Annotated in this window: 32 protein-coding genes, 1 tRNA gene and 1 pseudogene; 17 read left to right on the forward strand and 17 right to left on the reverse strand. The window is 57.9% G+C overall.

All coding sequences use genetic code 11. From position 1 onward, the window contains the following. Positions 1 to 13 precede the first annotated feature (13 nt). On the forward strand, positions 14 to 1,042 hold the full coding sequence (locus tag CKW29_RS09055; protein WP_095143256.1) for a nucleoside hydrolase: 1,029 nt from the start codon (positions 14 to 16) through the stop codon (positions 1,040 to 1,042). Positions 1,043 to 1,074: 32 nt separating this feature from the next. Here CKW29_RS09055 and CKW29_RS09060 read toward each other — a convergent pair whose 3' ends face one another. After that, a complete protein-coding gene (locus CKW29_RS09060) occupies positions 1,075 to 1,287 on the reverse strand; it encodes a hypothetical protein (protein ID WP_095143257.1) in 213 nt (70 codons plus the stop codon). A 130-nt stretch (positions 1,288 to 1,417) separates the two neighbouring features. Here CKW29_RS09060 and CKW29_RS09065 point away from each other — a divergent pair, with 130 nt between their 5' ends. Both CKW29_RS09065 and CKW29_RS09070 read left to right on the forward strand, forming a co-directional pair. Continuing rightward, positions 1,418 to 1,723, forward strand: a complete 306-nt coding sequence (locus CKW29_RS09065) for a hypothetical protein (protein ID WP_095143594.1) — start codon at positions 1,418 to 1,420, stop codon at positions 1,721 to 1,723. A gap of 168 nt (positions 1,724 to 1,891) precedes the next feature. After that, the gene (locus CKW29_RS09070) at positions 1,892 to 2,206 is read left to right on the forward strand and encodes an I78 family peptidase inhibitor (RefSeq protein WP_095143258.1); all 315 of its coding nucleotides are present in this window, start codon (positions 1,892 to 1,894) and stop codon (positions 2,204 to 2,206) included. 72 nt (positions 2,207 to 2,278) lie between these two features. Here the strand turns inward: CKW29_RS09070 and CKW29_RS09075 are convergent, their stop codons facing one another. Together CKW29_RS09075 and CKW29_RS09080 are read right to left on the reverse strand one after the other, a co-directional pair. Beyond that, the gene (locus CKW29_RS09075; protein WP_003179963.1) at positions 2,279 to 2,491 is read right to left on the reverse strand and encodes a cold-shock protein; all 213 of its coding nucleotides are present in this window, start codon (positions 2,489 to 2,491) and stop codon (positions 2,279 to 2,281) included. Positions 2,492 to 2,787: 296 nt separating this feature from the next. Then, entirely contained in the window at positions 2,788 to 3,084 is a 297-nt protein-coding gene (locus CKW29_RS09080; protein WP_095143259.1) for a hypothetical protein, read from the reverse strand. 385 nt (positions 3,085 to 3,469) lie between these two features. On the opposite strand from CKW29_RS09080, the gene thrS reads away from it, so the two are divergent. The 9 genes from thrS to CKW29_RS09130 all read left to right on the forward strand — a co-directional run bounded on the left by thrS (position 3,470) and on the right by CKW29_RS09130 (position 10,923). Next, a complete protein-coding gene (gene thrS / locus CKW29_RS09090; RefSeq protein WP_095143261.1) occupies positions 3,470 to 5,392 on the forward strand; it encodes a threonine--tRNA ligase in 1,923 nt (640 codons plus the stop codon). Next, the gene (gene infC, locus CKW29_RS09095; protein WP_169843736.1) at positions 5,392 to 5,943 is read left to right on the forward strand and encodes a translation initiation factor IF-3; all 552 of its coding nucleotides are present in this window, start codon (positions 5,392 to 5,394) and stop codon (positions 5,941 to 5,943) included. The genes thrS and infC overlap by 1 nt, the downstream gene beginning before the upstream one ends. A gap of 60 nt (positions 5,944 to 6,003) precedes the next feature. Next, positions 6,004 to 6,198, forward strand: a complete 195-nt coding sequence (rpmI, locus tag CKW29_RS09100) for a 50S ribosomal protein L35 (protein ID WP_002553160.1) — start codon at positions 6,004 to 6,006, stop codon at positions 6,196 to 6,198. A 29-nt stretch (positions 6,199 to 6,227) separates the two neighbouring features. Further along, positions 6,228 to 6,584, forward strand: coding sequence for a 50S ribosomal protein L20 (gene rplT, locus CKW29_RS09105; RefSeq protein ID WP_007905879.1), 357 nt, complete (start codon positions 6,228 to 6,230; stop codon positions 6,582 to 6,584). A 109-nt stretch (positions 6,585 to 6,693) separates the two neighbouring features. Then, on the forward strand, positions 6,694 to 7,710 hold the full coding sequence (gene pheS, locus CKW29_RS09110; protein WP_095143262.1) for a phenylalanine--tRNA ligase subunit alpha: 1,017 nt from the start codon (positions 6,694 to 6,696) through the stop codon (positions 7,708 to 7,710). Between the two features lie 26 nt (positions 7,711 to 7,736). Continuing rightward, on the forward strand, positions 7,737 to 10,115 hold the full coding sequence (gene pheT / locus CKW29_RS09115) for a phenylalanine--tRNA ligase subunit beta (RefSeq protein WP_095143263.1): 2,379 nt from the start codon (positions 7,737 to 7,739) through the stop codon (positions 10,113 to 10,115). A gap of 3 nt (positions 10,116 to 10,118) precedes the next feature. Beyond that, positions 10,119 to 10,421 (forward strand): integration host factor subunit alpha, encoded by a 303-nt coding sequence (gene ihfA / locus CKW29_RS09120; protein ID WP_002553164.1) that lies wholly within the window; start codon positions 10,119 to 10,121, stop codon positions 10,419 to 10,421. Continuing rightward, complete coding sequence (locus tag CKW29_RS09125) at positions 10,402 to 10,758, forward strand: MerR family transcriptional regulator (protein WP_027620568.1); 357 nt, start codon at positions 10,402 to 10,404, stop codon at positions 10,756 to 10,758. Before ihfA ends, CKW29_RS09125 begins: the two co-directional genes overlap by 20 nt. Before the next feature lie 88 nt (positions 10,759 to 10,846). Then, a tRNA-Pro gene (locus tag CKW29_RS09130) sits at positions 10,847 to 10,923 on the forward strand. Positions 10,924 to 11,010: 87 nt separating this feature from the next. On the opposite strand, the gene CKW29_RS09135 is transcribed toward CKW29_RS09130, so the two are convergent. Continuing rightward, complete coding sequence (locus CKW29_RS09135; RefSeq protein ID WP_095148304.1) at positions 11,011 to 12,123, reverse strand: phage integrase Arm DNA-binding domain-containing protein; 1,113 nt, start codon at positions 12,121 to 12,123, stop codon at positions 11,011 to 11,013. Further along, positions 12,123 to 12,335: a hypothetical protein gene (locus tag CKW29_RS25995; RefSeq protein ID WP_095148305.1), complete on the reverse strand. Its 213-nt coding sequence runs from the start codon at positions 12,333 to 12,335 to the stop codon at positions 12,123 to 12,125. Before CKW29_RS25995 ends, CKW29_RS09135 begins: the two co-directional genes overlap by 1 nt. A 357-nt stretch (positions 12,336 to 12,692) precedes the next feature. On the opposite strand from CKW29_RS25995, the gene CKW29_RS09145 reads away from it, so the two are divergent. After that, positions 12,693 to 12,932 (forward strand): hypothetical protein, encoded by a 240-nt coding sequence (locus CKW29_RS09145; RefSeq protein ID WP_095143265.1) that lies wholly within the window; start codon positions 12,693 to 12,695, stop codon positions 12,930 to 12,932. Here CKW29_RS09145 and CKW29_RS09150 read toward each other — a convergent pair. After that, positions 12,929 to 13,407 (reverse strand): annotated as a pseudogene (locus CKW29_RS09150) (DNA cytosine methyltransferase); the annotation flags it as partial. The gene CKW29_RS09145 and the pseudogene CKW29_RS09150 sit on opposite strands and share 4 nt — an antisense overlap. 56 nt (positions 13,408 to 13,463) lie before the next feature. Beyond that, positions 13,464 to 13,958: a hypothetical protein gene (locus CKW29_RS09155; protein ID WP_141234411.1), complete on the reverse strand. Its 495-nt coding sequence runs from the start codon at positions 13,956 to 13,958 to the stop codon at positions 13,464 to 13,466. Positions 13,959 to 14,144: 186 nt separating this feature from the next. On the opposite strand from CKW29_RS09155, the gene CKW29_RS09160 reads away from it, so the two are divergent. After that, positions 14,145 to 14,327, forward strand: coding sequence for a hypothetical protein (locus CKW29_RS09160; protein WP_095143267.1), 183 nt, complete (start codon positions 14,145 to 14,147; stop codon positions 14,325 to 14,327). Here CKW29_RS09160 and CKW29_RS09165 read toward each other — a convergent pair. Then, positions 14,324 to 16,045 (reverse strand): DNA cytosine methyltransferase, encoded by a 1,722-nt coding sequence (locus CKW29_RS09165; protein WP_095143268.1) that lies wholly within the window; start codon positions 16,043 to 16,045, stop codon positions 14,324 to 14,326. The genes CKW29_RS09160 and CKW29_RS09165 overlap by 4 nt on opposite strands. Positions 16,046 to 16,094: 49 nt before the next feature. Here CKW29_RS09165 and CKW29_RS09170 point away from each other — a divergent pair, with 49 nt between their 5' ends. Further along, entirely contained in the window at positions 16,095 to 16,514 is a 420-nt protein-coding gene (locus CKW29_RS09170) for a hypothetical protein (RefSeq protein WP_095143269.1), read from the forward strand. Here the strand turns inward: CKW29_RS09170 and CKW29_RS09175 are convergent. Further along, on the reverse strand, positions 16,511 to 17,368 hold the full coding sequence (locus CKW29_RS09175) for a phosphoadenosine phosphosulfate reductase family protein (RefSeq protein WP_095143270.1): 858 nt from the start codon (positions 17,366 to 17,368) through the stop codon (positions 16,511 to 16,513). The two genes, CKW29_RS09170 and CKW29_RS09175, sit on opposite strands and share 4 nt — an antisense overlap. 81 nt (positions 17,369 to 17,449) lie before the next feature. On the opposite strand from CKW29_RS09175, the gene CKW29_RS09180 reads away from it, so the two are divergent. Then, a complete protein-coding gene (locus CKW29_RS09180) occupies positions 17,450 to 17,764 on the forward strand; it encodes a hypothetical protein (protein WP_095143271.1) in 315 nt (104 codons plus the stop codon). 45 nt (positions 17,765 to 17,809) lie between these two features. Here the strand turns inward: CKW29_RS09180 and CKW29_RS09185 are convergent, their stop codons facing one another. From CKW29_RS09185 to CKW29_RS09225, 8 genes are all read right to left on the reverse strand, one after another. Beyond that, the gene (locus CKW29_RS09185) at positions 17,810 to 18,625 is read right to left on the reverse strand and encodes a YfdQ family protein (protein ID WP_095143272.1); all 816 of its coding nucleotides are present in this window, start codon (positions 18,623 to 18,625) and stop codon (positions 17,810 to 17,812) included. A 26-nt stretch (positions 18,626 to 18,651) separates the two neighbouring features. Beyond that, positions 18,652 to 18,999, reverse strand: coding sequence for a hypothetical protein (locus tag CKW29_RS09190; RefSeq protein WP_095143273.1), 348 nt, complete (start codon positions 18,997 to 18,999; stop codon positions 18,652 to 18,654). A 91-nt stretch (positions 19,000 to 19,090) separates the two neighbouring features. After that, a complete protein-coding gene (locus CKW29_RS09195) occupies positions 19,091 to 19,549 on the reverse strand; it encodes a hypothetical protein (protein WP_095143274.1) in 459 nt (152 codons plus the stop codon). 235 nt (positions 19,550 to 19,784) lie between these two features. Next, a complete protein-coding gene (locus CKW29_RS09205) occupies positions 19,785 to 20,348 on the reverse strand; it encodes a siphovirus Gp157 family protein (RefSeq protein WP_095143276.1) in 564 nt (187 codons plus the stop codon). Further along, positions 20,345 to 21,073 carry a hypothetical protein gene (locus tag CKW29_RS09210; RefSeq protein ID WP_095143277.1) on the reverse strand — a complete coding sequence of 243 codons (729 nt, stop codon included), beginning with the start codon at positions 21,071 to 21,073 and terminating at the stop codon, positions 20,345 to 20,347. The genes CKW29_RS09205 and CKW29_RS09210 overlap by 4 nt, the downstream gene beginning before the upstream one ends. Positions 21,074 to 21,231: 158 nt before the next feature. Beyond that, entirely contained in the window at positions 21,232 to 21,420 is a 189-nt protein-coding gene (locus CKW29_RS09215) for a hypothetical protein (protein WP_095143278.1), read from the reverse strand. Then, the gene (locus tag CKW29_RS09220) at positions 21,417 to 21,632 is read right to left on the reverse strand and encodes a hypothetical protein (protein ID WP_095143279.1); all 216 of its coding nucleotides are present in this window, start codon (positions 21,630 to 21,632) and stop codon (positions 21,417 to 21,419) included. Before CKW29_RS09220 ends, CKW29_RS09215 begins: the two co-directional genes overlap by 4 nt. Next, the gene (locus CKW29_RS09225) at positions 21,629 to 21,916 is read right to left on the reverse strand and encodes a hypothetical protein (RefSeq protein WP_095143280.1); all 288 of its coding nucleotides are present in this window, start codon (positions 21,914 to 21,916) and stop codon (positions 21,629 to 21,631) included. Before CKW29_RS09225 ends, CKW29_RS09220 begins: the two co-directional genes overlap by 4 nt. Before the next feature lie 213 nt (positions 21,917 to 22,129). Between CKW29_RS09225 and CKW29_RS09230 the strand changes: the two genes are divergently transcribed. Then, the gene (locus CKW29_RS09230) at positions 22,130 to 22,564 is read left to right on the forward strand and encodes a hydrogenase (RefSeq protein ID WP_256577000.1); all 435 of its coding nucleotides are present in this window, start codon (positions 22,130 to 22,132) and stop codon (positions 22,562 to 22,564) included. Positions 22,565 to 22,582: the final 18 nt, after the last annotated feature.

Below are 22,582 nucleotides of genomic sequence, written 5' to 3' on the forward strand. Positions count from 1 at the left end.
CAAGGAGTGCACTATGCATCGCTATGCTCAACGACTGCCTCACCTGATCCGGAGCCTGCTGCTTTTGTCCCTGCTCACTGCTACAGGCGCCCACGCGGCGCAGAAAATCGACTTGATCATCGATACCGACCCGGGTGCCGACGACGTGGTGGCGTTGCTGTTTGCACTGGCTTCGCCGGAGACCTTGAACGTTCGCGCGCTGACCACCGTGGCCGGTAACGTGCGCCTGGACAAGACCTCGCGCAATGCGCGGCTGGCCCGTGAGTGGGCAGGGCGCGAAGACGTGCCGGTCTATGCCGGTGCGCCGAAGCCGCTGATGCGCACACCGATCTATGCCGAGGATATTCATGGCAAGGAAGGCTTGTCCGGTGTCGCGGTGCATGAGCCCAAGGCCGGACTTGCCGAAGGCAATGCCGTCAGCTACCTGGTCGACACCTTGCGAGCGGCCAGGCCTCACAGCATCACCATCGCCATGCTGGGGCCGCAGACCAACCTGGCATTGGCGCTGATCCAGGCGCCGGAGATCACTCAGGGCATCAAGGAGGTGGTGATCATGGGCGGTGCGCACTTCAACGGCGGCAATATCACGCCGGTGGCCGAGTTCAATCTGTTTGCCGACCCGCAGGCGGCTGAAGTGGTGCTCAAGAGCGGTGTGAAGCTGACCTATCTGCCGCTGGACGTGACCCACAAGATCCTCACCAGCGATGCCCGGCTCAAGCAGATCGCGGCACTGAACAATCATGCCAGCAAGCTGGTGGGCGGCATCCTCAACGAGTACGTCAAGGGCGACATGGAGCACTGCGGCATGTCCGGTGGCCCGGTGCATGACGCGACGGTCATTGCCTACCTGCTCAAGCCTGAGCTGTTTAGCGGTCGGGCAGTCAACGTGGTGGTCGACAGCCGTGAAGGGCCAACCTTCGGCCAGACCATCGTTGACTGGTATGACGGCCTGAAAGCACCGAAGAATGCGTTCTGGGTCGAAAGCGGTGATGCGCAAGGTTTCTTTGATCTGCTGACCGAGCGCCTGGCTCGCCTCAAGTAAGTCTGGCCCCGCAGGTGTGAGCCTGCGGGGTTCTACGTCTGTCCGGTGTGCATGACGCCCTTGTGGTCGGCGGGGTGCTTGTCGAATATCTGTTCGATGAAGCGTTGCGCGGCTTGGGTCCCCAGTTCCTTGACCAGCAGGTCGATACCAATGATCGCCAGTTCTTCCGGGCTGCCCGGGCTATAGGAGCAGTGGCCTTCAGGCCAGCTGGCCTTGATGTCGGCGTCGATGTGCACGGTGCTCATGGGTATCTCGCGAAGTCGGGATAGTCAGTGGATTGAGTTAAGCATTTTGCGCGACGTTTGGCACTGCGACTTAGGCATGAATGTGCAGCTATGCGACACTTGGACATCTACCGATGTCGAGGAAAAGGCTGTGCAGATTGATTTGAGTACCCCGGACGGCTTGACGCTGGAGGCCGTGCGCCAGCTATTGGCGTCTGCCAGCGATGAGCAGCACACCCAGTTGAGGGTTACGCGCTCGGGTATTGCCTACATTTCGTCGGGCGCCGTGGGCGGGACGGATATCGACGGGCTACTGTTTCGGCTGGAGACTTGGGCCAAGGGCTCGGGCTACGTCGGCGCGGTCGCGGCCAGTGACGCGGTGTGGGTGATGCAGATCTTCAACGCCTTGAAGCAGAACTGGCCCAATCCTCCCTTTGACTACATCGATATCTACTGAGCCCTGTTCATATTCAGTCACATTGTGGGCTGAACAGGTGCTTCTGGCTCAGGCAAACTTGCACGTTTGGCGCGTAAGAGGGCAGGGTAGTGGTCGTGACCATGAAACCAAGCCCCTGAACGGTTGTCGCAGGCATTCAGTTTAAATTTTTTGAAAAAAGGAGGCGTCATGCCTTGGAAGCTCGTGTCATTGGGTACATTGCTGGCTGCTGTCATGTTGACCGGTTGCAGCACCACCTCCGAGAAGGCAAAAGACCCCGTGGTGGCCCAGGCGGGCAGCGGTCGCTGTGATGCAAAGGCTGCCGAATTTGCCTTGGGCAAGAAGGCTTCGCCGCAATTGCTGGAAGAGGCCCGTACGCGCTCTGGCTCGCAGAATGCCCGGATCCTCAAGCCTCACGATATGATGACCCTGGAGTACCGCTCCGATCGTTTGAACCTGAACACCGATGCCAACCTGGTGATTACCCGGGTCAATTGCGGCTGATCGCTTCAGGTTTTTGTAGCGCCCATAAAAAACCCCGTCACATGGACGGGGTTTTTTTAGCGCGCCGAGAAATTACTCTGGGCGAACCTGTGCAGCTTGCATACCCTTTTGGCCTTTCTCAGCCACGAAGGAAACGGTCTGGCCTTCTTTCAGGCTTTTGAAACCGTCGCTTTCGATAGCTTTGAAGTGTACGAACAGGTCGTCACCGCCACCTTGAGGAGTGATGAAGCCGAAGCCTTTTTCATCGTTGAACCATTTGACGGTGCCGGTTTGGCGATTAGACATGGTGTATCTCCAAGAAACATATATTTTCAGTAGTACTGTGCTGCTCAGGCCAACTGGGCACACCGGGGTATCATAGTCGAAATGTTCGACTTGGAACCCCCCCAGCAGCACTGTTTGCCAACCCATCGCATGTTATTTCGCCCTGAAAACCGCTGAAACCCCCTGTTTACGGGGGGTTGAGGCAAAAATAAAAGCGATAAAAAAAGCTGTAAAAGCTGTGTAATTTGTTGGTTTTGGCCGGTTTCCGGCCTTTTTTTGACCGTCCTGAGCGTCAAGACACCCTGCCGAAGCCGGTGTTATTTAGCCTTGCAGACGGCAATGGCGGCCTGCGCCTTGGCAACGAGCTGGGGTGATGGCGGGGTCTGCTTGCTCATCAATTGGCCGATTTCTTCGGTCGTGAGTTTTTCGTTGAGCTGGTCTGCACCGCAGGCGCAATGCTTCTTGGCGTTTGCCTCGCCGATGGTCTGGGCCGCGGCAGGGGTGCAATCCTTCATGAATGCGTCGCGCGTTCCGGCAGGCCAGGCTGCCTGTGCACTGAGCGGAAGCAACATGATCAGTGGGGCGACAAGGGCGAAAAGGCGGGTAAGGCGCATGGCAGGAACTCCTCGAGGTCGATAAGTGGTGCGATTCTCAGCCTATTTGAGGCTCGGCGTACATGCCAAGTTCATTTTTCCGCGGCACGCCCTCTGAATCGGTGCTTTGCGCGACGACCGCGCAGCCATGACCGTTCATCTGTGCTAGCATCCCGAGCTTGGGTGTTTTCAGGCGCCGGATGATCCGTTCTCCGTTCGCGGTCGATACCCGAATAACCCTGATTTGATCTCCAGTCACTCTGGTTCGGTTTCCGGTTGGCCGCAAGGCTCCTGCCGCTGTAAGGCAGGCGTTCATCATTGAATGGCCTGGGCTGAATCGCGTACTGGCTGCTCATCCCAACCCACGTGACCTTTGGTAGGGGTCACCACTAGGAGAGGAGGCGCCATGCCCACTATTACTCTTCCCGACGGCAGTCAACGTTCGTTCGATCATCCGGTTTCCGTAGCCGAGGTCGCCGCATCCATTGGTGCAGGCCTGGCCAAGGCCACCCTGGCCGGCAAGGTCAACGGCCAGCTGGTCGATGCCTGCGATGTCATCGACGGCGACGCCACCCTGCAAATCATCACGCCCAAAGACGAAGAGGGGCTGGAGATCATTCGCCACTCTTGCGCGCACCTGATTGGCCATGCGGTCAAGCAGCTGTACCCGACGGCGAAAATGGTGATCGGTCCGGTCATCGATGAAGGCTTCTATTACGACATCGCCTACGAGCGTCCTTTCACTCCGGACGACCTGACGGCCATCGAACAGCGCATGCACCTGCTGATCGAGAAAGATTACGACGTCATCAAGAAAGTCACTCCGCGTGCCGAAGTGATCGACGTATTCACCCAGCGTGGCGAAGACTACAAGCTGCGCCTGGTCGAGGACATGCCGAACGAACAGGCCATGGGTCTGTACTTTCACGAAGAATATGTCGACATGTGCCGCGGTCCGCACGTGCCGAACACCCGCTTCCTGAAGTCCTTCAAGCTGACCAAGCTATCCGGCGCCTACTGGCGCGGTGATGCCAAGAACGAGCAATTGCAGCGCGTTTACGGCACCGCCTGGGCGGACAAGAAGCAACTGGCCGCTTACATCCAGCGTATCGAAGAAGCCGAAAAGCGCGACCATCGCAAGATCGGCAAGCGTCTTGGGCTGTTCCACACCCAGGAAGAAGCGCCGGGCATGGTGTTCTGGCACCCGAACGGCTGGACCCTGTACCAGGTGCTCGAGCAGTACATGCGCAAGGTTCAGCGTGAAAACGGCTACCTGGAGATCAAGACTCCGCAAGTGGTTGACCGTAGCCTGTGGGAGAAATCCGGGCACTGGGCCAACTACGCCGAGAACATGTTCACCACCGAGTCGGAAAGCCGCGACTACGCCATCAAGCCAATGAACTGCCCTTGCCACGTGCAGGTGTTCAACCAGGGCCTGAAAAGCTACCGCGAGCTGCCAATGCGTCTGGCCGAGTTCGGTGCGTGCCACCGTAACGAGCCGTCGGGCGCGTTGCACGGCATCATGCGCGTGCGTGCCTTCACCCAGGACGATGCCCATATCTTCTGCACCGAAGAGCAGATGCAGGCCGAATCCGCTGCCTTCATCAAGCTGACCATGGATGTCTATGCCGACTTCGGCTTCAAAGACATCGAGATGAAGCTGTCCACTCGTCCGGAAAAACGCGTCGGTTCCGATGAGTTGTGGGATCGCGCAGAAACCGCATTGGCCGCAGCCCTAGACAGTGCGGGCCTGCCGTACGACCTGCAGCCGGGCGAGGGTGCTTTCTACGGTCCGAAAATCGAGTTCTCGCTAAAAGATTGCCTTGGCCGTGTCTGGCAATGTGGTACCTTGCAGCTCGATTTTAACCTGCCGATCCGTCTGGGAGCCGAATACGTCTCCGAAGACAACAGTCGCAAGCACCCGGTCATGTTGCACCGGGCGATCCTGGGTTCCTTCGAGCGTTTCGTCGGGATTCTGATCGAGCATTACGAGGGCGCGTTCCCTGCGTGGCTGGCTCCGACCCAGGCAGTGATCATGAATATCACTGATAAACAGGCAGATTTTGCAGCTGAAGTTGAAAAAACTCTCAACCAAAGCGGTTTTCGTGCCAAGTCTGACTTGAGAAATGAAAAGATCGGCTTTAAAATCCGCGAGCATACTTTGCTCAAGGTTCCCTATCTCTTGGTTATTGGAGATCGGGAAGTCGAGATGCAGACTGTCGCTGTGCGTACTCGTGAAGGTGCTGACCTGGGCTCGATGCCCGTCGCCCAGTTCGCTGAGTTCCTCGCGCAAGCGGTTTCCCGGCGTGGTCGCCCAGATTCGGAGTAATTATTATTAAGCGTGAAATGAGACAAGATAAACGAGCTGCACCGAAAGCCCCGATCAACGAGAATATCTCGGCACGCGAGGTTCGGTTAATTGGCGCTGACGGCGAGCAGATTGGCATCGTCTCGATTGATGAAGCGCTTCGTATTGCTGAAGAAGCCAAGCTTGATCTGGTAGAAATCTCCGCCGACGCAGTCCCACCGGTTTGCCGTGTGATGGACTACGGCAAGTCGATCTTCGAAAAGAAGAAGCAGATTGCAGCGGCGAAGAAAAACCAGAAGCAGATTCAGGTAAAAGAAATCAAGTTTCGTCCAGGGACGGAGGAAGGGGATTACCAGGTAAAACTGCGCAACCTGGTACGTTTCCTGAGTGATGGGGACAGGGCCAAGGTATCCTTGCGATTCCGCGGCCGTGAGATGGCCCACCAGGAGCTGGGGATGGAACTCCTCAAGCGGGTTGAAGGTGACCTGCTCGAGTACGGTTCGGTCGAACAGCATCCTAAGATGGAAGGACGCCAGCTGATCATGGTCATCGCCCCGAAAAAGAAGAAGTAATCAACAGGGCACGGCAGGCCTTCTGATTATGTTTATCAACTGAATGCGGAGTATCCGAACATGCCAAAGATGAAAACTAAAAGTGGTGCTGCTAAGCGGTTTCTGAAAACTGCTAACGGTATCAAGCACAAGCACGCTTTCAAGAGCCACATCCTGACCAAAATGTCGACCAAGCGTAAGCGTCAACTGCGCGGTAGCAGCTTGCTGCATCCGTCTGACGTGGCAAAAGTCGAGCGCATGCTGCGCCTTCGTTAATTTTTGGTTAAGAATAGAGGAAGTAACTCATGGCTCGTGTAAAGCGTGGCGTCATTGCCCGTAAACGTCACAAAAAAATTCTGAAACTTGCTAAAGGCTACTACGGCGCTCGCTCGCGCGTATTCCGTGTTGCCAAGCAAGCGGTAATCAAGGCAGGCCAATACGCCTACCGTGACCGTCGTCAGAAAAAACGTCAGTTCCGCGCTCTGTGGATCGCTCGTATCAACGCTGGTGCTCGTATCAACGGTCTGTCCTACAGCCGTTTCATCGCCGGCCTGAAAAAAGCGTCCATCGAGATCGACCGTAAGGTTCTGGCTGATCTGGCAGTGAACGAAAAAGCGGCGTTTGCTGCGATTGTCGAGAAAGCTAAAGCCACCTTGGCTTAAGTACCCCCGACAGTCACCCGGCCTCACCTCTGTGGGGCCAGGTGTTAAACGTCATAAATAGGGGAAGAGCCTTCAAGCTCTTCCCCTATTTTGTATCTGGAGTCTGTACATGGAAAACCTGGATGCGCTGGTCTCTCAAGCACTAGAGGCTGTGCAAAGCGCTGAAGATATCAATGCCCTGGAGCAAATCCGGGTTCACTACCTTGGCAAAAAGGGCGAATTGACTCAGGTGATGAAGACCCTGGGGAATCTGCCGGCAGAAGAGCGTCCGCAAGTCGGCGCCCTGATCAACGTTGCCAAGGAGCGTGTCACAGAGGTTCTCAATGCGCGCAAGGCATTGTTTGAAGCGGCAGACCTGGCCGCCAAACTTTCCGCCGAGTCCATTGACGTGACCCTGCCTGGCCGCGGCCAGACCTCGGGTGGCCTGCATCCGGTTACCCGGACTCTGGAGCGTATCGAGCAGTTCTTCACCCACATCGGCTACGGCATTGCCGAAGGCCCTGAGGTCGAAGACGACTACCACAACTTCGAAGCACTCAACATCCCAGGCCATCACCCGGCCCGGTCGATGCATGACACCTTCTATTTCAACGCCAACATGTTGCTGCGCACCCATACCTCGCCGGTACAGGTCCGTACCATGGAGTCGAAGCAGCCGCCGATCCGCATCGTCTGCCCAGGCCGTGTGTACCGTAGCGACTCCGATATCACCCACTCGCCGATGTTCCATCAGGTCGAAGGCCTGCTGGTCGATCGCGATATCAATTTCGCTGACCTCAAAGGCACCATCGAAGAGTTCCTGCGGGTGTTCTTCGAAAAAGAACTGGCCGTGCGTTTCCGCCCTTCGTACTTCCCGTTCACCGAGCCGTCCGCTGAAGTCGACATGGAATGCGTGATGTGCAGCGGTAAAGGCTGCCGTGTCTGCAAGCAGACCGGCTGGCTGGAAGTCATGGGCTGCGGCATGGTGCATCCGAACGTGCTGCGCATGTCCGGCATCGATCCGGAAGAGTTCTCCGGCTTTGCCTTCGGCATGGGCGTCGAGCGTCTGGCCATGCTGCGTTACGGCGTGAACGACTTGCGTCTGTTCTTCGACAACGACTTGCGGTTCCTCGCGCAATTTCGCTAGTCGTAACGAATTCTTAGGAGAGCAGGATGAAATTCAGTGAACAATGGCTGCGCGGCTGGGTAAGCCCGCAGGTAAGCCGCGACGAGCTGGTTGCTCGTCTGTCGATGGCCGGTCTTGAGGTCGATAGCGTGACGCCGGCCGCCGGTGTTTTCAGTGGTGTGGTAGTGGGTGAGGTGCTGAGCACCGAGCAGCACCCGGATGCCGACAAGCTGCGCGTTTGCCAGGTCAGCAACGGTTCGGAAACCTTTCAGGTCGTGTGCGGTGCGCCAAACGTGCGTCCGGGCCTGAAGATCCCGTTCGCCATGATCGATGCCGAACTGCCAGGTGACTTCAAAATCAAGAAAGCCAAGCTGCGGGGCGTCGAGTCCAACGGCATGCTGTGCTCGCAATCCGAGTTGCAGGTTGGTGAAGGCAACGATGGCCTGATGGAGCTGCCGGCCGATGCGCCGGTGGGCGAGGATTTCCGTGTCTACCTGGACCTGGAAGACGCCAGCATCGAGGTCGACTTGACCCCGAACCGCGGCGACTGCCTGTCCCTGGCCGGCCTGGCCCGTGAAGTCGGCGCGCTGTATGCCGCCGAAGTCACTCGTCCGGTAGTCGCTAGTGTTCCAGCCATGCACGATGAAGTGCGTCCGGTTGAAGTGCTGGCCCCGGCTGCCTGCCCGCGTTACCTGGGTCGGGTGATCCGTAACGTCGACCTGTCCAGGCCTACGCCGCTGTGGATGGTCGAGCGTCTGCGTCGTGCCGACGTGCGCAGCATCGATGCTGCCGTCGACATCACCAACTACGTGATGCTGGAGCTGGGTCAACCGCTGCACGCCTTCGATCTTGCCGAGATCAACGGTGGCATCCGCGTGCGCATGGCCGAAGAGGGCGAGAAGCTGGTACTGCTCGACGGTCAGGAAGTCAGCCTGCGTGCCGATACCCTGGTCATCGCTGACCATACCCGTGCCCTGGCGATCGCCGGCGTCATGGGTGGCGAGCACAGCGGCGTGTCCGCCACCACTCGCGATGTGTTCCTGGAAAGCGCGTTCTTCGACCAGATCGCAGTGGCGGGCAAGGCACGTTCCTATGGCCTGCACACTGACGCCTCGCACCGCTACGAGCGGGGTGTGGACTGGCAACTGGCCCGTGAAGCCATGGAGCGCGCCACTGGCCTGCTGCTGGAAATCACTGGTGGCGAAGCCGGTCCGATCATCGAGACCGTCAGCGAGCAACACCTGCCGTCCGTGGCGCCGGTTACCCTGCGTGCCCAGCGCATCACCCAGATGCTGGGCATGGAAATGGATTCGGCCGAAGTCGAGCGTCTGCTCAGCGCGTTGGGCCTGAAGATTTCTGCTGACGGGGCAGGGCAGTGGCGCGTCGAAGTGCCAAGCCATCGCTTCGATATCAGCCTGGAAGTCGACTTGATCGAAGAGCTGGCCCGCCTGTACGGTTATAACCGTCTGCCGGTTCGCTACCCGCAAGCCCGCCTGGCGCCGCAAGCCAAGGCTGAAGCGCGCAGCGATCTGCCTGAGCTGCGTCGCCTGCTGGTGGCGCGTGGTTACCAGGAAGCGATCACGTACAGCTTCATCGACCCGAAACAGTTCGAACTGTTCAATCCGGGTGTTGAACCGCTGCTGCTGGCCAACCCGATCTCCAATGACATGGCGGCGATGCGTTCGTCCCTGTGGCCAGGTCTGGTCAAGGCACTGCAGCACAACCTGAACCGTCAACAGGATCGCGTGCGCCTGTTCGAAAGCGGCCTGCGCTTCGTTGGTCAGCTGGAAGGCTTGAAGCAAGAACCGATGCTTGCCGGCGTGGTATGTGGCAGTCGTCTGCCGGAAGGTTGGGCACAGGGGCGCGATGTCGTCGATTTCTTCGACGTCAAGGCTGACGTGGAAGCGGTGTTGGGCTTTGCCGGTGCGCTGGATTCGTTCACGTTTGCTCCGGGCAAGCACCCGGCGTTGCACCCGGGTCAAACCGCGCGCATCGAGCGCGATGGTCGCGAAGTCGGTTTTGTCGGCGCGCTTCACCCTGAGTTGTCGAAAACCCTCGGTCTCGACCGTCCGGTCTTCGTCTTCGAGCTGGTTTTGAGCGAAGTGGCCTTGGGCAAAATGCCTAAATTCCATGAGTTATCGCGCTTTCCTGAAGTGCGTCGTGACCTGGCATTGCTGGCCGATGCCGGTGTTGCAGCCAGTGCTGTCATGGACGTAATCCGTGAAAATGCAGGCGAATGGCTGACAGACCTCAGGCTCTTTGACGTTTATCAGGGTAAAGGCATTGATCCTGATAGAAAAAGCCTTGCAGTTGGCTTGACCTGGCAGCATCCATCGCGCACTCTTAATGACGATGAGGTGAATACCGCGACGCAAAACATCCTCACCTCGCTCGAACAAAGGTTGAACGCCACGTTAAGGAAGTGACGTATGGGGGCTTTGACGAAAGCTGAGATGGCGGAACGTCTGTATGAAGAGCTGGGCCTGAACAAGCGGGAAGCCAAGGAATTGGTCGAACTGTTTTTCGAAGAAATCAGGCACGCTCTTGAAGACAACGAACAGGTCAAGTTGTCCGGTTTCGGCAACTTCGACCTTCGGGACAAACGCCAGCGGCCTGGCCGCAATCCGAAAACGGGAGAAGAAATCCCGATCACGGCTCGCCGTGTGGTCACCTTTCGTCCAGGGCAGAAGTTGAAGGCCCGAGTTGAGGCTTATGCTGGAACCAAGTCATAACGACGAACTTCCCGTCATCCCGGGCAAACGCTACTTCACCATTGGTGAAGTCAGCGAGCTATGTGCGGTAAAACCGCACGTGCTGCGCTACTGGGAGCAGGAGTTTCCTCAACTCAACCCCGTCAAGCGCCGCGGAAACCGTCGGTATTATCAGCGCCAGGATGTGCTGATGATCCGGCAGATCCGCGCGTTGCTGTACGATCAGGGGTTCACCATCGGCGGCGCACGCCTGCGTTTGTCCGGCGATGAAGCCAAAGACGACACCACCCAATACAAACAAATGATCCGCCAGATGATCTCCGAGCTCGAAGATGTGCTGGTGGTACTCAAGAAGTAAATTCTTGCTTTTAAATACTTCCAGTTTTCAAAAGCTTGCGTTATATTCTTGAGCGTCCCTCGAGAAGAGGAACAGATTCACGCCTAGTCGGGGCGTAGCGCAGTCCGGTAGCGCACTAGCATGGGGTGCTAGGGGTCGAGTGTTCGAATCACTCCGTCCCGACCATATTTCGTAAGGGGATCAAGCACTTAGCGGCTTGGTCCCCTTTCTCGTTTCAGGGTTGCGCAAAATCCGCGCAAAACTGGCGCAAAACTAACCGGTGATTTCGCTGATATTCAGGTCCGGAACTGCCTCGGACCAGACGATTTCCTCGTGGTCTCGCTGGTAGTTTTTGGTCATGCCTTCGCTCGCATGCCCCGCGATTTTCTGCCCATCCTTTCCGGCTTTCTTGTACAGGTGCAGTGATAGCGCTCGCACTTCGTGGAAGCCTAGCATCTCCTCTTCCTTCCATCCCTTGTAGCATTCCGCCGTCTCTCTGGCGTCCTTGAACGCTCGCGTCAAATACCGCTCTTCAATCTTCGTCCAGTGATCCTTGGTCTGCGCCTGTTTCTGTTTCAGGCGGTCAGGCTTGCGATGCACCAGGTACGGCGAAGCAGTGTCGTCACGACATCGGCTGATGACCGCCTGCAGCTCCGCGGTGACCCGAAAGCGAATCCACGCCGCGTCACTGGCCTTGGCCGTCTTTTTCTGTACCACGTACAGGTATCCCTCCCGGACACCGTCGAAGCGCATGTCGAGGATATCCGTCCGACGCTGAGCAGTGATCAGGGCCAGGTCAATCGCGTTTTGTAGCCAGGCTGGCGCTTTCTCCCTGATGGCCTTCAGGCCTTCGACGGTGTGGCGCTTGCGCAGTTTCTTCTCAATGCGGTTGATCGTGGTTGCCGCGGGATTGTCAGGGCACAGGCCCTTGGCGGCGGCATGGTTGAAGATGTCGATCAACAGAGCTCGGCACTGGTTCGCCGTGCGTGGGGTCAGTGCGTCGAGCATTTCCGCGATCATGCGGATTGTGATCTGGTCGATCGCCTTTCCCTCGAACTGCTTGCGGAAGCGCCTGAAATGCACCGCGTACAGGCCGAGCGTGCCCTTGGCCAACTCGCGAGGTGGCAGCACGTCGGCTTCGTACTTGTCTAGGAAGGTGGCGAATGACTCCGATGAAGCTGACAGCACGGCGCCGACTAGGTCAGCACCGCGCATAAACTCCAGGTTCAGTTGCTTCGCTGCGTCGATCGCTTTGATGCGGTCGGTACCGAACTGGAACCACTTCCCGTCGGTCGGCCGCCGGTAGCGATAGGTCGAGCGCCGCGCATCGAAGTACAGGTTCTGCGGTAGGTTCTTGTTCGCAGTATTGCGCGGCCTTGGGACCATCACGCTGCTCCTTTCAATACCATAGCCACCAGATCATTTCCGCCTGACCGGTTGAAGGCAGTCCAATCAACGTACCAGAGTTTCCCAATCTGCTCGCCGGGCACTACTCCGTTACGGATGTGGTTGCGGATGGCTTGGGGGCATTGCGGGGTTCCGTTTTCGCCCCAGCGTCGACGCTGAAACTCGCTGATCTTTATCAGTTCTCGCTTCATTGAATACCTCTGCCCGGGTTGGGCGTTGATGCTCCATACCGCGCGTGGCGGCAGAAGGTGGGGGTTGTAGAAATCTGATGAAGGGGGGTGAGGCAAGCTCTGCGGGTGAGCTACTGTTGATGCGTTCGCCTCACCAGCTGCTGTCCAATCAGCACCCTTCCTGAGGTGGTTGGTGGGGCGAGCTCCAGTGCGTTTTTTTCACGCTGATCCGGACCACCTGGTTGAAGTGCCCAGCGCGCTGTTGCTTCAGGGGAGGCGTGTTTTCTGTGGGCATGAGGCGTCCTATGCCGGGGCATGCCCGGGCGGTGAAGGGGTGGGAATCGTCTATAGTTGGGGGTTCAGCCAATGGAGGTAGATATGGAATGCCTAATTTGCGATGAGCCTGCTTCGCACGTCGATGTTGGTGATGATTACCAGGAAAGAGCATGCGCGAAGTGCGGACACTATCGAATTACCCATACAGCGCTTGTTTGGATGGAAGCCCATGGCTGGCGATTCGACGTGAAGCTGACTCGGGCCTGGCTCGCACATCAACAGGGCTCAGGATTGATCCCGACTATTGATTCGCAGCAGGCGAGCGTTCTGATCCAGGATTAAGCTGCCGCCATCACTGCCTCGATGATCTTCTGCCCGGCCAGCGGCGGCACGGCGTTGCCTGCCACGTGCATAGTCAGCCGATGGTTGTCCGGCCGCTTTGTGTTGGCGGGAAACGACATGGCTGCAAGCGCCTCATTTGCCGAGAGCATTCGCATCTCATCGTCACGTACCAAAGCCCACCGATCCAGTGTTGTGATGGTACCAATTGGACGCTCCAGGTAGCGGCCAGTTAGGCCAGAGCCGGAACCGTAATAGGGCATGATGAAACGCTCGCCGAAGCGCTCGCAGCCATTCTTCACGCGGAGCAACGTCGATTCCGCTCGGCCTGGCTTCACAACCTGGCTCCTGCCCGATTCGAAATCGATAAAGGACGAGGCTGGCACATGCCGGCGCTGATGCAGCTGCAGGTTGAGCGGTGCCTGCTTTGGGTGCAGACCAGAAACAGTCGCACGCTATGTTGGGGCACGGCGATGTCTTCAGGCATGGCCTCGTCCTTGCCGCTACAGCGGCTGACTTTGAAGGGGGAGGGAGTTACTGCTGAGTGGCGATGAAGGCGCGCATATCATTGAGCACCTGGTCATGCTCAAGGTCGTTCGGCTCAACGTCTTCGTGGTACCTGATCTCAGTGTCAAAGTTGGCAAGCAATCGGCGGATCAGGGAGGTAGCGGTGTCCACCCGCTGATCCGCTGCGTTCAGGTGCCGCTGCAGGCCGTCACGCTCTTTGATGAGCCGCACACCCAGGGCACCGTACTCATCTGCTCGTTGCTTCCAGGTGACCGGCCAAAGAGGCCCGCAACCGTTTGGGCACGGTTCTGGGTTGTTGTCGGCAGGTCCAGTCGTGCCGTCCAAGTATAGGGTGAAGCGGCTTAATTGGAACTTGCACTCCGCACACCTCGCTTGCCCAGGAACGAAGCTTTCGGTTCGCAACGCTGCCTCTCGGGCTAGGGCATCGCCCAGATTGCCTTGGAGTACATCCATGGCCTTATCAGTGTTTGTCAGTAACTGCATCAGTTCATCGCCGTTCATGACGTGCTCCGACTGGATTATTCTGTTTTCTGTGGGCATGGGGCGTCCTATGCCGGGTCATGCCCGGGCGGTGGAGGAGAGGTGAATGGGCTCGACGAATGGTCGATTACAGCTGATAGGGGAAGTACTTGAAGGGTTGAAAATAGAGGCTCAGGATGAGCGCTCACTTCATTCGGAGTTACTGCAATGACCGTCAAATTCGTTTGCCAGAAATGCGGTAAGGACACTGAAGTCGACATGCATTATGACAAGGATGTTGGAACTCAAGCATTCATCTGTGCCGAGTGCGGTGCTCGGCATGTGCAGATCAGGGAAACGAAAGCACCAGGTGCGCCGGTCGAGTTGCAGTTCAGACTGGCTGACGACTAACCCGGGTCCAACTGCCGCAGAATCCGCATTCCTATCCAGCGAACGACGGTGACCGCTTTGCTGTTCCCGATCGCCTTGTAGCGCGGTCCGTCCGGGCACTCGCCGGCAGGTTTGCCGCGCCAAGGGATCAGCGTGTAGTCGTCGGACATGCCTTGGAGGCGTTCGCACTCGCGGGGGATGAGGCGCCGAACCGAGCTTGCTCCGGACACAACGTTGAGCCCCAGGGCTGAGTCAGTATTGTCGACCTGCTTTCCGTAGTTGCTGGTCAGGGTCTGGGCAATTTCGCGACAGGCAACAATTGGCTGTCCACGTCCTGTGCCATCCTCGCTTCCGTCGAAGCCGTCGGCCTTCAACGTGTGAGTGATTTCGCCCGTGATGCACACGGCGACCTGGCCCCCGGCATTTGCATGGCTTCCGGAGTGGTTCATGGCCCGTAGTGTCGGCGCCAATGACCCGGCATCCGCGCCGTGATCCTTGCAGGAAAAGGCCAGCACTGCGTTTTCCGCACCGTTGTTTCGACCTAGGGCAAAGGCAAGCCTGTCGCTGACACCTGGGTCTTGCGTGCCATGCACCACCAGAAGGCCTGACTCTGCGTCTTGCTGAGTAGCGCTGCCGGCAGCCTTGCCATTGGCGTTCAGCGTGCCGGCCACGATGAATGCTTCCGAGTCTGCGCGATGACTGCTCTGCGCCTGGGCCCGGAGTGAGGGAGCCACAGCAAGGAAGTGACCAGCCGCTGCGCCGTCCGGTCGACCTCCTGCACCGCCGCTGTAGGCGTGGCTGGTGAGAGCACCGATAACTTCAGACTGCACAAAGAACGTTTCGCTTTCCATGTCTAGCCGGCTGTCTTTCGCGGTGAGGGTGGCTGATCTCTCGATCGAGCCGCCCAGGCTATGCCCGCCGAATGCAGGTATCCCGCCGAACATTATCAGCGCCGGGCCTTCGTCACCCTCGCAGTTCATGCAGCCGAACGGTCCGAGTTCTTCGCCGAAGACATTCCCACATCCGCACTGGAGCGCAGGGCCGAAAGGAGCTGTTCCGGTAATGTCTTGCCCCTCGCCTCGGCGCGGCGCAGTATCCCGGCGCACGCCTTCTCGCTCAAAAAGTACCTCGACGGGATCGAACCCGTTTCGAGCACTTGCGACAACGAACACACGGCGGCGTCGTTGGGCCAGGCCGAAATATTGGGCGTCCAGGACCCGCCACGCGATTGTTCTTTTGGGTCCATACACACAACCAGCGTCCGGCCACCTTTTCCCTGAAGGCTGCAGTTCGCAGTCTTCCCCAGCAAGCGCGCCAAGAAAGCATCCGAAGGCGTTCCCTTTGTCACTGAGGACACCGGGGACGTTTTCCCAGACGATGACGCAGGGCGGCTCACGGCGGCTGGCTCGAACATAGTCAGTTGCATCTGCAAGCTCCACGTATTTGATGGTGAGGGCGCCGCGCGGGTCGGCGAGGCCTTCGCGCATACCGGCGACGCTGAAGGCCTGGCATGGAGTTCCGCCAACCAGAACGTCCGGCGCGGCGATCTTCCCGGCCAGCACCTGGGCGCCGAGTTTGGTCATGTCGCCGAGGTTCGGCGTGTTCGGGTAGTGGTGGGCAAGCACCGCGCTTGGGAAGGCTTCAATCTCAGCGAACCAGGTGGCGCGCATGCCGAGAGGCTTCCATGCGAGCGTTGCCGCCTCGATGCCTGAGCAGACCGAGCCGTAAGTGATGGGCACAGTGGCACCTCGCCGGTATAGTCCGGAAAAATTTAAAGGAGTGGTACGGATGCAGCTTTTAGATTGGTTGGAGCACAAACGTGAGTTGAAGAAAATTCGCCGAGCGGAAAGGGAAGTTGAAAAGAAATTCCCTCGGGAGCCTGGTGATGACTGGCAACACTATGTTGAAGAGTCCGATAATATTTTTGAGTGGCGTCAGATGGTTTTGACCAAATATCTCTCGCGAAAAGCAGATGAATTGCATGTCCCGCTTCCGGATCGAAGTGATAAGTCGCTCTGGGAAGCCGTGGATTTCGACGATGATCCCTCGCAGCCAAAGTATCTAACTCAAAAAGGACTTGTAGAGGCGAGAAGGCTGATCCGAGAGGAGCAGAAGGCAAAGAGGGAGGCTATTGCTTTTTGGGTGCCCATCTTCTTTGGTTCTGCGGGCATGATTACTGGGATTATTGCGGCGCTAAAACACAGCTAATCCCCGCAAAAGCATGAAATGGCCTCGTCGTGGACGGCGAACATGTCGAATTGGGTATCTGAGTAGTCGAGCATCTGCTGGTAGCTGGGCCGGTCACTGCGGAACCGGGCGCCGTCACCGGTGAACTTGCCACCGGACACCACCGAGCTTTCCATGCGGGCCCACCATTCAGCTTTGGGCCTGTCGCTCGCGATGATTGAATAGACCTGCTTGGCGCCCTTCAGGAAGCAGAGGTCGCAGTTGCCTTCCAGTGTGCGGCCGTTGATCGTAGGCAACATCAGGTCGAACGGTTGGGCCGCCCAGAAGTCGGTTACGTCCTGTACGCCGACACCGGCATCGGCCAGGGGCATCACCATCGTGGCCCACTTGCTCTCGCTGGTGCTTTTGCGGTGCCGAATCTTTACGACTCGGCGCGGCTCATCGGCCCGGATACCCGTCATCATGTCCACGGGGTTTTCTTCGTTCGATAAGCTCTGGCTGCGCAGGTACTTGTGGATGATGCGGATCTTCAGGTCGATGGTGCAGAACCTGGTCACTGGGTTGGGCAAGTACTTCCGCTTGCGGATAAGGGCCTCGAAGGGCTCGCCATTCCGACTGCAGGTGTCGAAGTCCACCACGGCAAAGCCTTCATCGTCGTCTCGGTACTCCAGCCAGATTATCGGCACTGCCCAGCGCTCGGCGCATTCCTGGACAAACTCCAGCGTGGCCGGATGCTCCTTGCCAGTGTTGGCGAAGGTGACGACCAGGTCGCTCAGGTCATCGTTGTTGTCCAGCACCTGGCGCAGCATGTAGGCGCTCGTGCGACCGCCGGAAAAGCTGACGACCGTCATCCCGGACAATTTGTAGGGAGACATAGGGGATCCTCGCCGGCTGGCGTGATTCGTTGAAGTGGGCTATTGCTTGATGGTCCGGCATGAGGCCGGCAGGAGATAGACGTGACTGGAATCACTGAGCTAAAGGCATACCACCAGGCTTATAAAAAGGCGCTGGAGATTCATTTCCAATGGAGTGACAAGGACGAGTCGGAGTTGCTGAAGCAATGCAATGAACTTCGCGAACTGGTCAATCCAGTTCTTGAGGTTGCTGGGGATGGATGGCCCCGGCATCAAAACCTTAAGCGGCACCTCAGTGTCATGAAAGCCAACCTTGAAACCGGTAAGAAGGACACCAGTACCTGCGACATCAATGATTTGATTTACGCAGACTTACCCGCCTTGGCGGATCATCTTTTCCGGCTGGCTTCGCATTAGGTAAGGGTGGGTCAGGCGGCAATTAGAATGATCGCCGCCTGATTATTACTTTGGATCGAAAGCTCCCAGTGAAAGAGCTGCGTTGCTACCGATCTTGTCTTGTAGAACCGTCTTGAACTCCTGCGCGATATCTTCACGCTGAACCTCTTCTCCTACCCAGCGCAGCTTCAGCACTGGCTGGGCACCGCTGGTAATGACCGAAACCCGCAGGTTGATCCACTGTTCGGTCAGACCTTCGAAGGGGATCACGTTGAACAACAGGGAGCTCGGTAGCGTTTCTTTGCTGCGGGCCTCGATCTGGTCCAGCGTACTGCGGCTGGCGCTGGTTTCGCTGACGGTGTGATCGGACTCGGTCGCCGCCTTGATGGTGATGGTGCGAACCGCGGCGATGGCCTTGGCGATGCTCATGCTGCCGCCTGCCTCATCCATGGCGCTCAGGTACTGGTGCCAGTCTTCGATCCAGTCGCTAAGGTCTTTCTGTGTCATGGCGCGGCTGCCGATCGCCTGGACCGCCTTGTAGCCCGCGGATGGTTTTAGTTTCAGTATCGCGCGGTCGTCGGCGTGGCCTGGCACTGCATCGTTGCCCAAGTTGAACAACAGCGTGCAGGTCATTTCATCTTGATCGATAAAACCCTTGGCATCAGGAACCGCTCGATCAGCAACATACGCGCTGAAGTCGGCCAGCGAGTGGGTGGAGTAGATGCCCCGGAAACGACTGCGGCCGGCTTGCCATTTTTCCAGTGTGATCACTTGGCAGCCTGCGGGCAGCACAACGGTCGGTGTGTGGGTGCTCAGATTCTTGCCGGTCGCCTCGAGCGCGGTATCGGTGATGTGCTGGATTGCTTCTTTGCTGAGAGACATGCGTCAGTACCTATGTTGGATGGGGTTCAAGTGCGCGGGACAATTGGGGCTTGTTCGCGGGTGAAGATCTGCTCGTGCCTCTCGGCGAAAAGCGTGATCTTGCCGCCGGAACCGACATACATTGGTGTGTCCAGGCTGGTGTTCTCGCTGCGAGTGCCGCGCTTGGTGGGCACCTTGTAGTCGAGTTTGTGCTTGATCTTCACCTGGCTGGATTCGCCGACCTGGCTGAAGTCCAGGGTGATGACCAGCTTCCCGACCTTGCCGTGGTCGACGACCCCGGCGGCTACTTCGGAAAGGGCGTAGCCAATCTGGCTGGCGAATGCGCCGCCGTTCAGCTCGTCGAGGAACTCGGTGGTATTGGTAGGGGTGGACATGGCTGTTTCTCCGGGGTGGTCAATAGGCCGCTGGGGGGAAGGTTGAATTGAGGCTGACGAAGGCGCTGGCGCCGCTGGCTGCTAACACGTCTCATGCTGCTATCTGCTGGTTCCAGACGCCCACGGCGGCGAACACCTTGGCGGCCTGCTCCTCATCTAGCGATACGGCGCTGGGGATGGCGATCCAGCCGTACGCGATCAGGTGCTGCGGGTTGCAGCTGTCGCGCACCTCTGTGTAGTAATGCTCGATGGCGTCGGCAAGCTGGCTGGCCAGGTACATCCCCTCTGGAGCAATCTCCACCGATTTCAGGTACTCGCCGCCGGCCTGGTCGATGCACATGCCGCTGATGTAGATCGTCCAACGGTGAGGCACGTCAAATATCGCGTCGACGATCTGCCGGCTTCGGATAATCCTGCGGTTCTTCCAGTTGATCATCCATTGCTGGCCGCTGGGGTCGATGTTGACCACTGCGAGGTGGTTCGATCTCAGCAATGCCCGGCAGGATCGTTCAACCCGGACTCGCATGTTGTGAGGTTTGCGATTGCTCATAGGACCTCCGCGAGTTTCCGAAGGATCTTGCGCTCGGCCGGGGTTGGGGAGGTGCGGCGCCGCTTGAGGACCGTTTCAGGGTCTATCCAGTCTTTGCGAGCTGGCGCTGGCTTGAACTCGAATGACACAAGTACTTTCACTGATTTGCCGCGGGCTATGAATGCTTCACGCGCGGCGTCGATACGGGCCTGTTCCTGCTGAAGGGTTAAGGGTCTGGATGCGTTCATGCTGCCACCTATTTGATGCGGATTGAGCTTTCACCGCGCTCCAGGTGAGCCCAATGCGGTTCGGGGATCAGGTCTGCTTCGACATCTTCGCCAGCATCCATACGTTTGCGGATGGCGGCGTTATGTTCGCGGATCTCTTTGAGCCGTGCGGCGATGGCCTTCTTCTCGGGGGTGATCGCTGTACTGACCGTCATGAAGTCGTCGGGGATCTCGTCCTCCTTGTCGACGATCACCTTTTCCGGGGCCAGTGCCAGGGTGATGGTGAACAGTGGGCGTTTGATCGACTTGATGTCGGCAGCTTCCATGTTCCGACGCAGGTAGTCGCTGATCTGGCTGACGCTGTTTTTCTTGACCCGCTTGAGTTCGTTCAGACGACCAACCTCTTTGTCGATGGCGTCAATGTCGCCTTCGATGTTGCGGCGCAGCATGACGATGTTGTCGGCCTTCACCTCGAACTCGCCCTGGATCTCGTCCATGGCGTACTGGAGCGCTTCCTTCAGACCTTCGTCATCGGTATCGGTCATGGCTGACAGTTCGGCAAGCTTGCCGGTCAGTGCGTAGAGCTGGGTCATGCCGCCGACTCCTGGTCGTATTTAGGGGATAGCTTTTTGAACTCTTTGGCGATGCGTTTGACCGCCGTGTCGTCCTTGCGCATGGTGAGCCGGCGCACGGCATGGTCATGGAGCTTCTTGAGTTCCTGAAGGGACTGCGCGCCTTGCATGGTCTCGATCACTGAGTTGAAGTAGTCGTGTTGTTCCTGTTTCTGCCGCCGCTCTTCAGCGGGTTTGTCTTCCGCACGCTCCAATCGCTGTTCATCCTTCAAATGGTTGACGTACTCGTCGTCGTCAAACATTCCAAGGAACACGTCAGCGCTGAAGCCAAGCATCGACAGGGATTTTTTGATGGCGTCGGTCAGGGACTTCTTCGGCGCCTCTCCGTCGGTTGTGGTGCCGTACATCGATTTGTAGAGGTAGCGCGTGCAGCCGTACTGCTCCAACTCACCACGCTTGCCATCCAGGTCAAACCAGAACTTGATCTTCATGGTGTGGTTCAGTTCGTGGCCAAGGCTAAAGCGCTTGTCGCCTTCGCCACTGAACATCTCGAAGCCTTTGTCGAAGCGCTCTTCCAGAACACTCCAGCCGAACCCGAGACCAACTGGTCCGAAGATCTCAGTGGCTTTCATGATCATCGCGGTGCCACTGAGGCTGGTGATCTTCTGGCCGCCAACCTCGGCAGGCTTGGTGTAGCGGGTGTCGGTCTTGTCGACCCGATCCCAGATCCGCATATTCGTGGACATAAGGGCTCCTCGCCGCGATGCGCGCAGCGTTTAAAATGGGTTTGGTTATTGAGTGATGCGGTCAGCGAGAGCGCTGAGCAGCATCAGAAAAGTGAAGACGGTGAGGGCGGGGAATGAGCCGCGCCAGATCAACAGCCGGCGAGCGCGTTGTCGGGATGTCACGGTCGAACCCTCACCGCAATCCGACGGTCCTTCATGGTCGGTGCCAGGCGCTTGGGTAGAAGGGCCACCGGAAACTCACGGCTGGCCAGTTCTTCCGGGACAGAGACAAAGCCGATAATCGCCAGCTTCTGCTCGATGTCTTCGATCTGTTCGTCGATCAGTGATTTAACCGGTGCGGTGCTCATGAGGTTCTTCCTTGCCGGCACTCAAATGTGCGGTGTAAGCGTTCGGTGTAGTGAGCATCTTCCTTGGCGCTGATGACGTTCAGCGTGCGGAAGATCAGGAGTGCAGTGTTGGCTGACGCCCTGACGGCGATGGCGCTGCATTCGGGGTCGATCATTCGGGCGATGTAGCCGTCGAGCATGCCGATGGCCAGTTCGTGGTTTCCGTCGCTCATGCTGCCCACCGTTCCCGGCGTCGATTGGCGTCGATTTCAACCCACAGCGCTGTCTCGATCTGCTGTCCGTACTGTTTCGCCAGAAGTGGAAGGGCCCACGGATCAACATCCATTCGGATGCCGTCTTCGTCGTAGCAAATGCCCGAAACCACGTTGAACTCCAGCTCGCGACAACCCTGCGCATCCCAGTCTCTGTTCCAGCTACCCGGGCACGGCAGTGTGTTCTCGCAATGGGTCACCTCCACTTGGAGGACAAACCCTTCAACAATCACTTCGTAAGTCATGGTCGCCTCCAGAGCGGCGGGTATTGATCCAACAAAACTCGGCTGCACTCATTCATTCCGCTGGTTGCCGTTGGGCGCGGAGGGGAGTGCATGCGGGTGGTGTCGGAGGGAAAGGGGAGGCGGCACACAGAGTTGGAGAGCCGCGTTTTGTCGAGAGTGATCTAAAGTTGTTGAGTGTTGAACATCTGATTTCAACCAATCAAGGGAGGCGCCATGGCAATGGTCGAAGCTCGGCGTAGACTGTTCTGGCATGGCACGTTCTTAGTGTTCCTAGGTCTCTGCACAGGCCTGTTCGAGCAACAGTTCAGCAATCCTCGTTTAGGGCTTGCTGCTCATCTCGAGGGGGTAATGAACGGAATCCTGCTCTTAGCGTTTGGCGCAGCCTGGATGGAGATACACCTCGTCCCACGCACAAAGGCAGTTGCGTACTGGATGGCTCTTTACGGCACTTATTCAAACTGGGCATTTACGGTACTGGCTGCGGTTCTCGGGACGATGTCTGTGTCGCCTATCGCGAGTGGTGGACGCATGGGGGAACCGTGGCAGGAGGCCTTGGTGACGACAGGGTTTGTAACTGTGGGAGTCGCCATCATTGTCGCTGTTGTTCTCATGCTGTGGGGGTTGCGTAAAACAGCAGCCACTCGTTGAATGGGCAGAGGTGAGGCT

This window comes from Pseudomonas sp. Irchel s3a18 (assembly GCF_900187535.1).
Taxonomy (GTDB): domain Bacteria; phylum Pseudomonadota; class Gammaproteobacteria; order Pseudomonadales; family Pseudomonadaceae; genus Aquipseudomonas.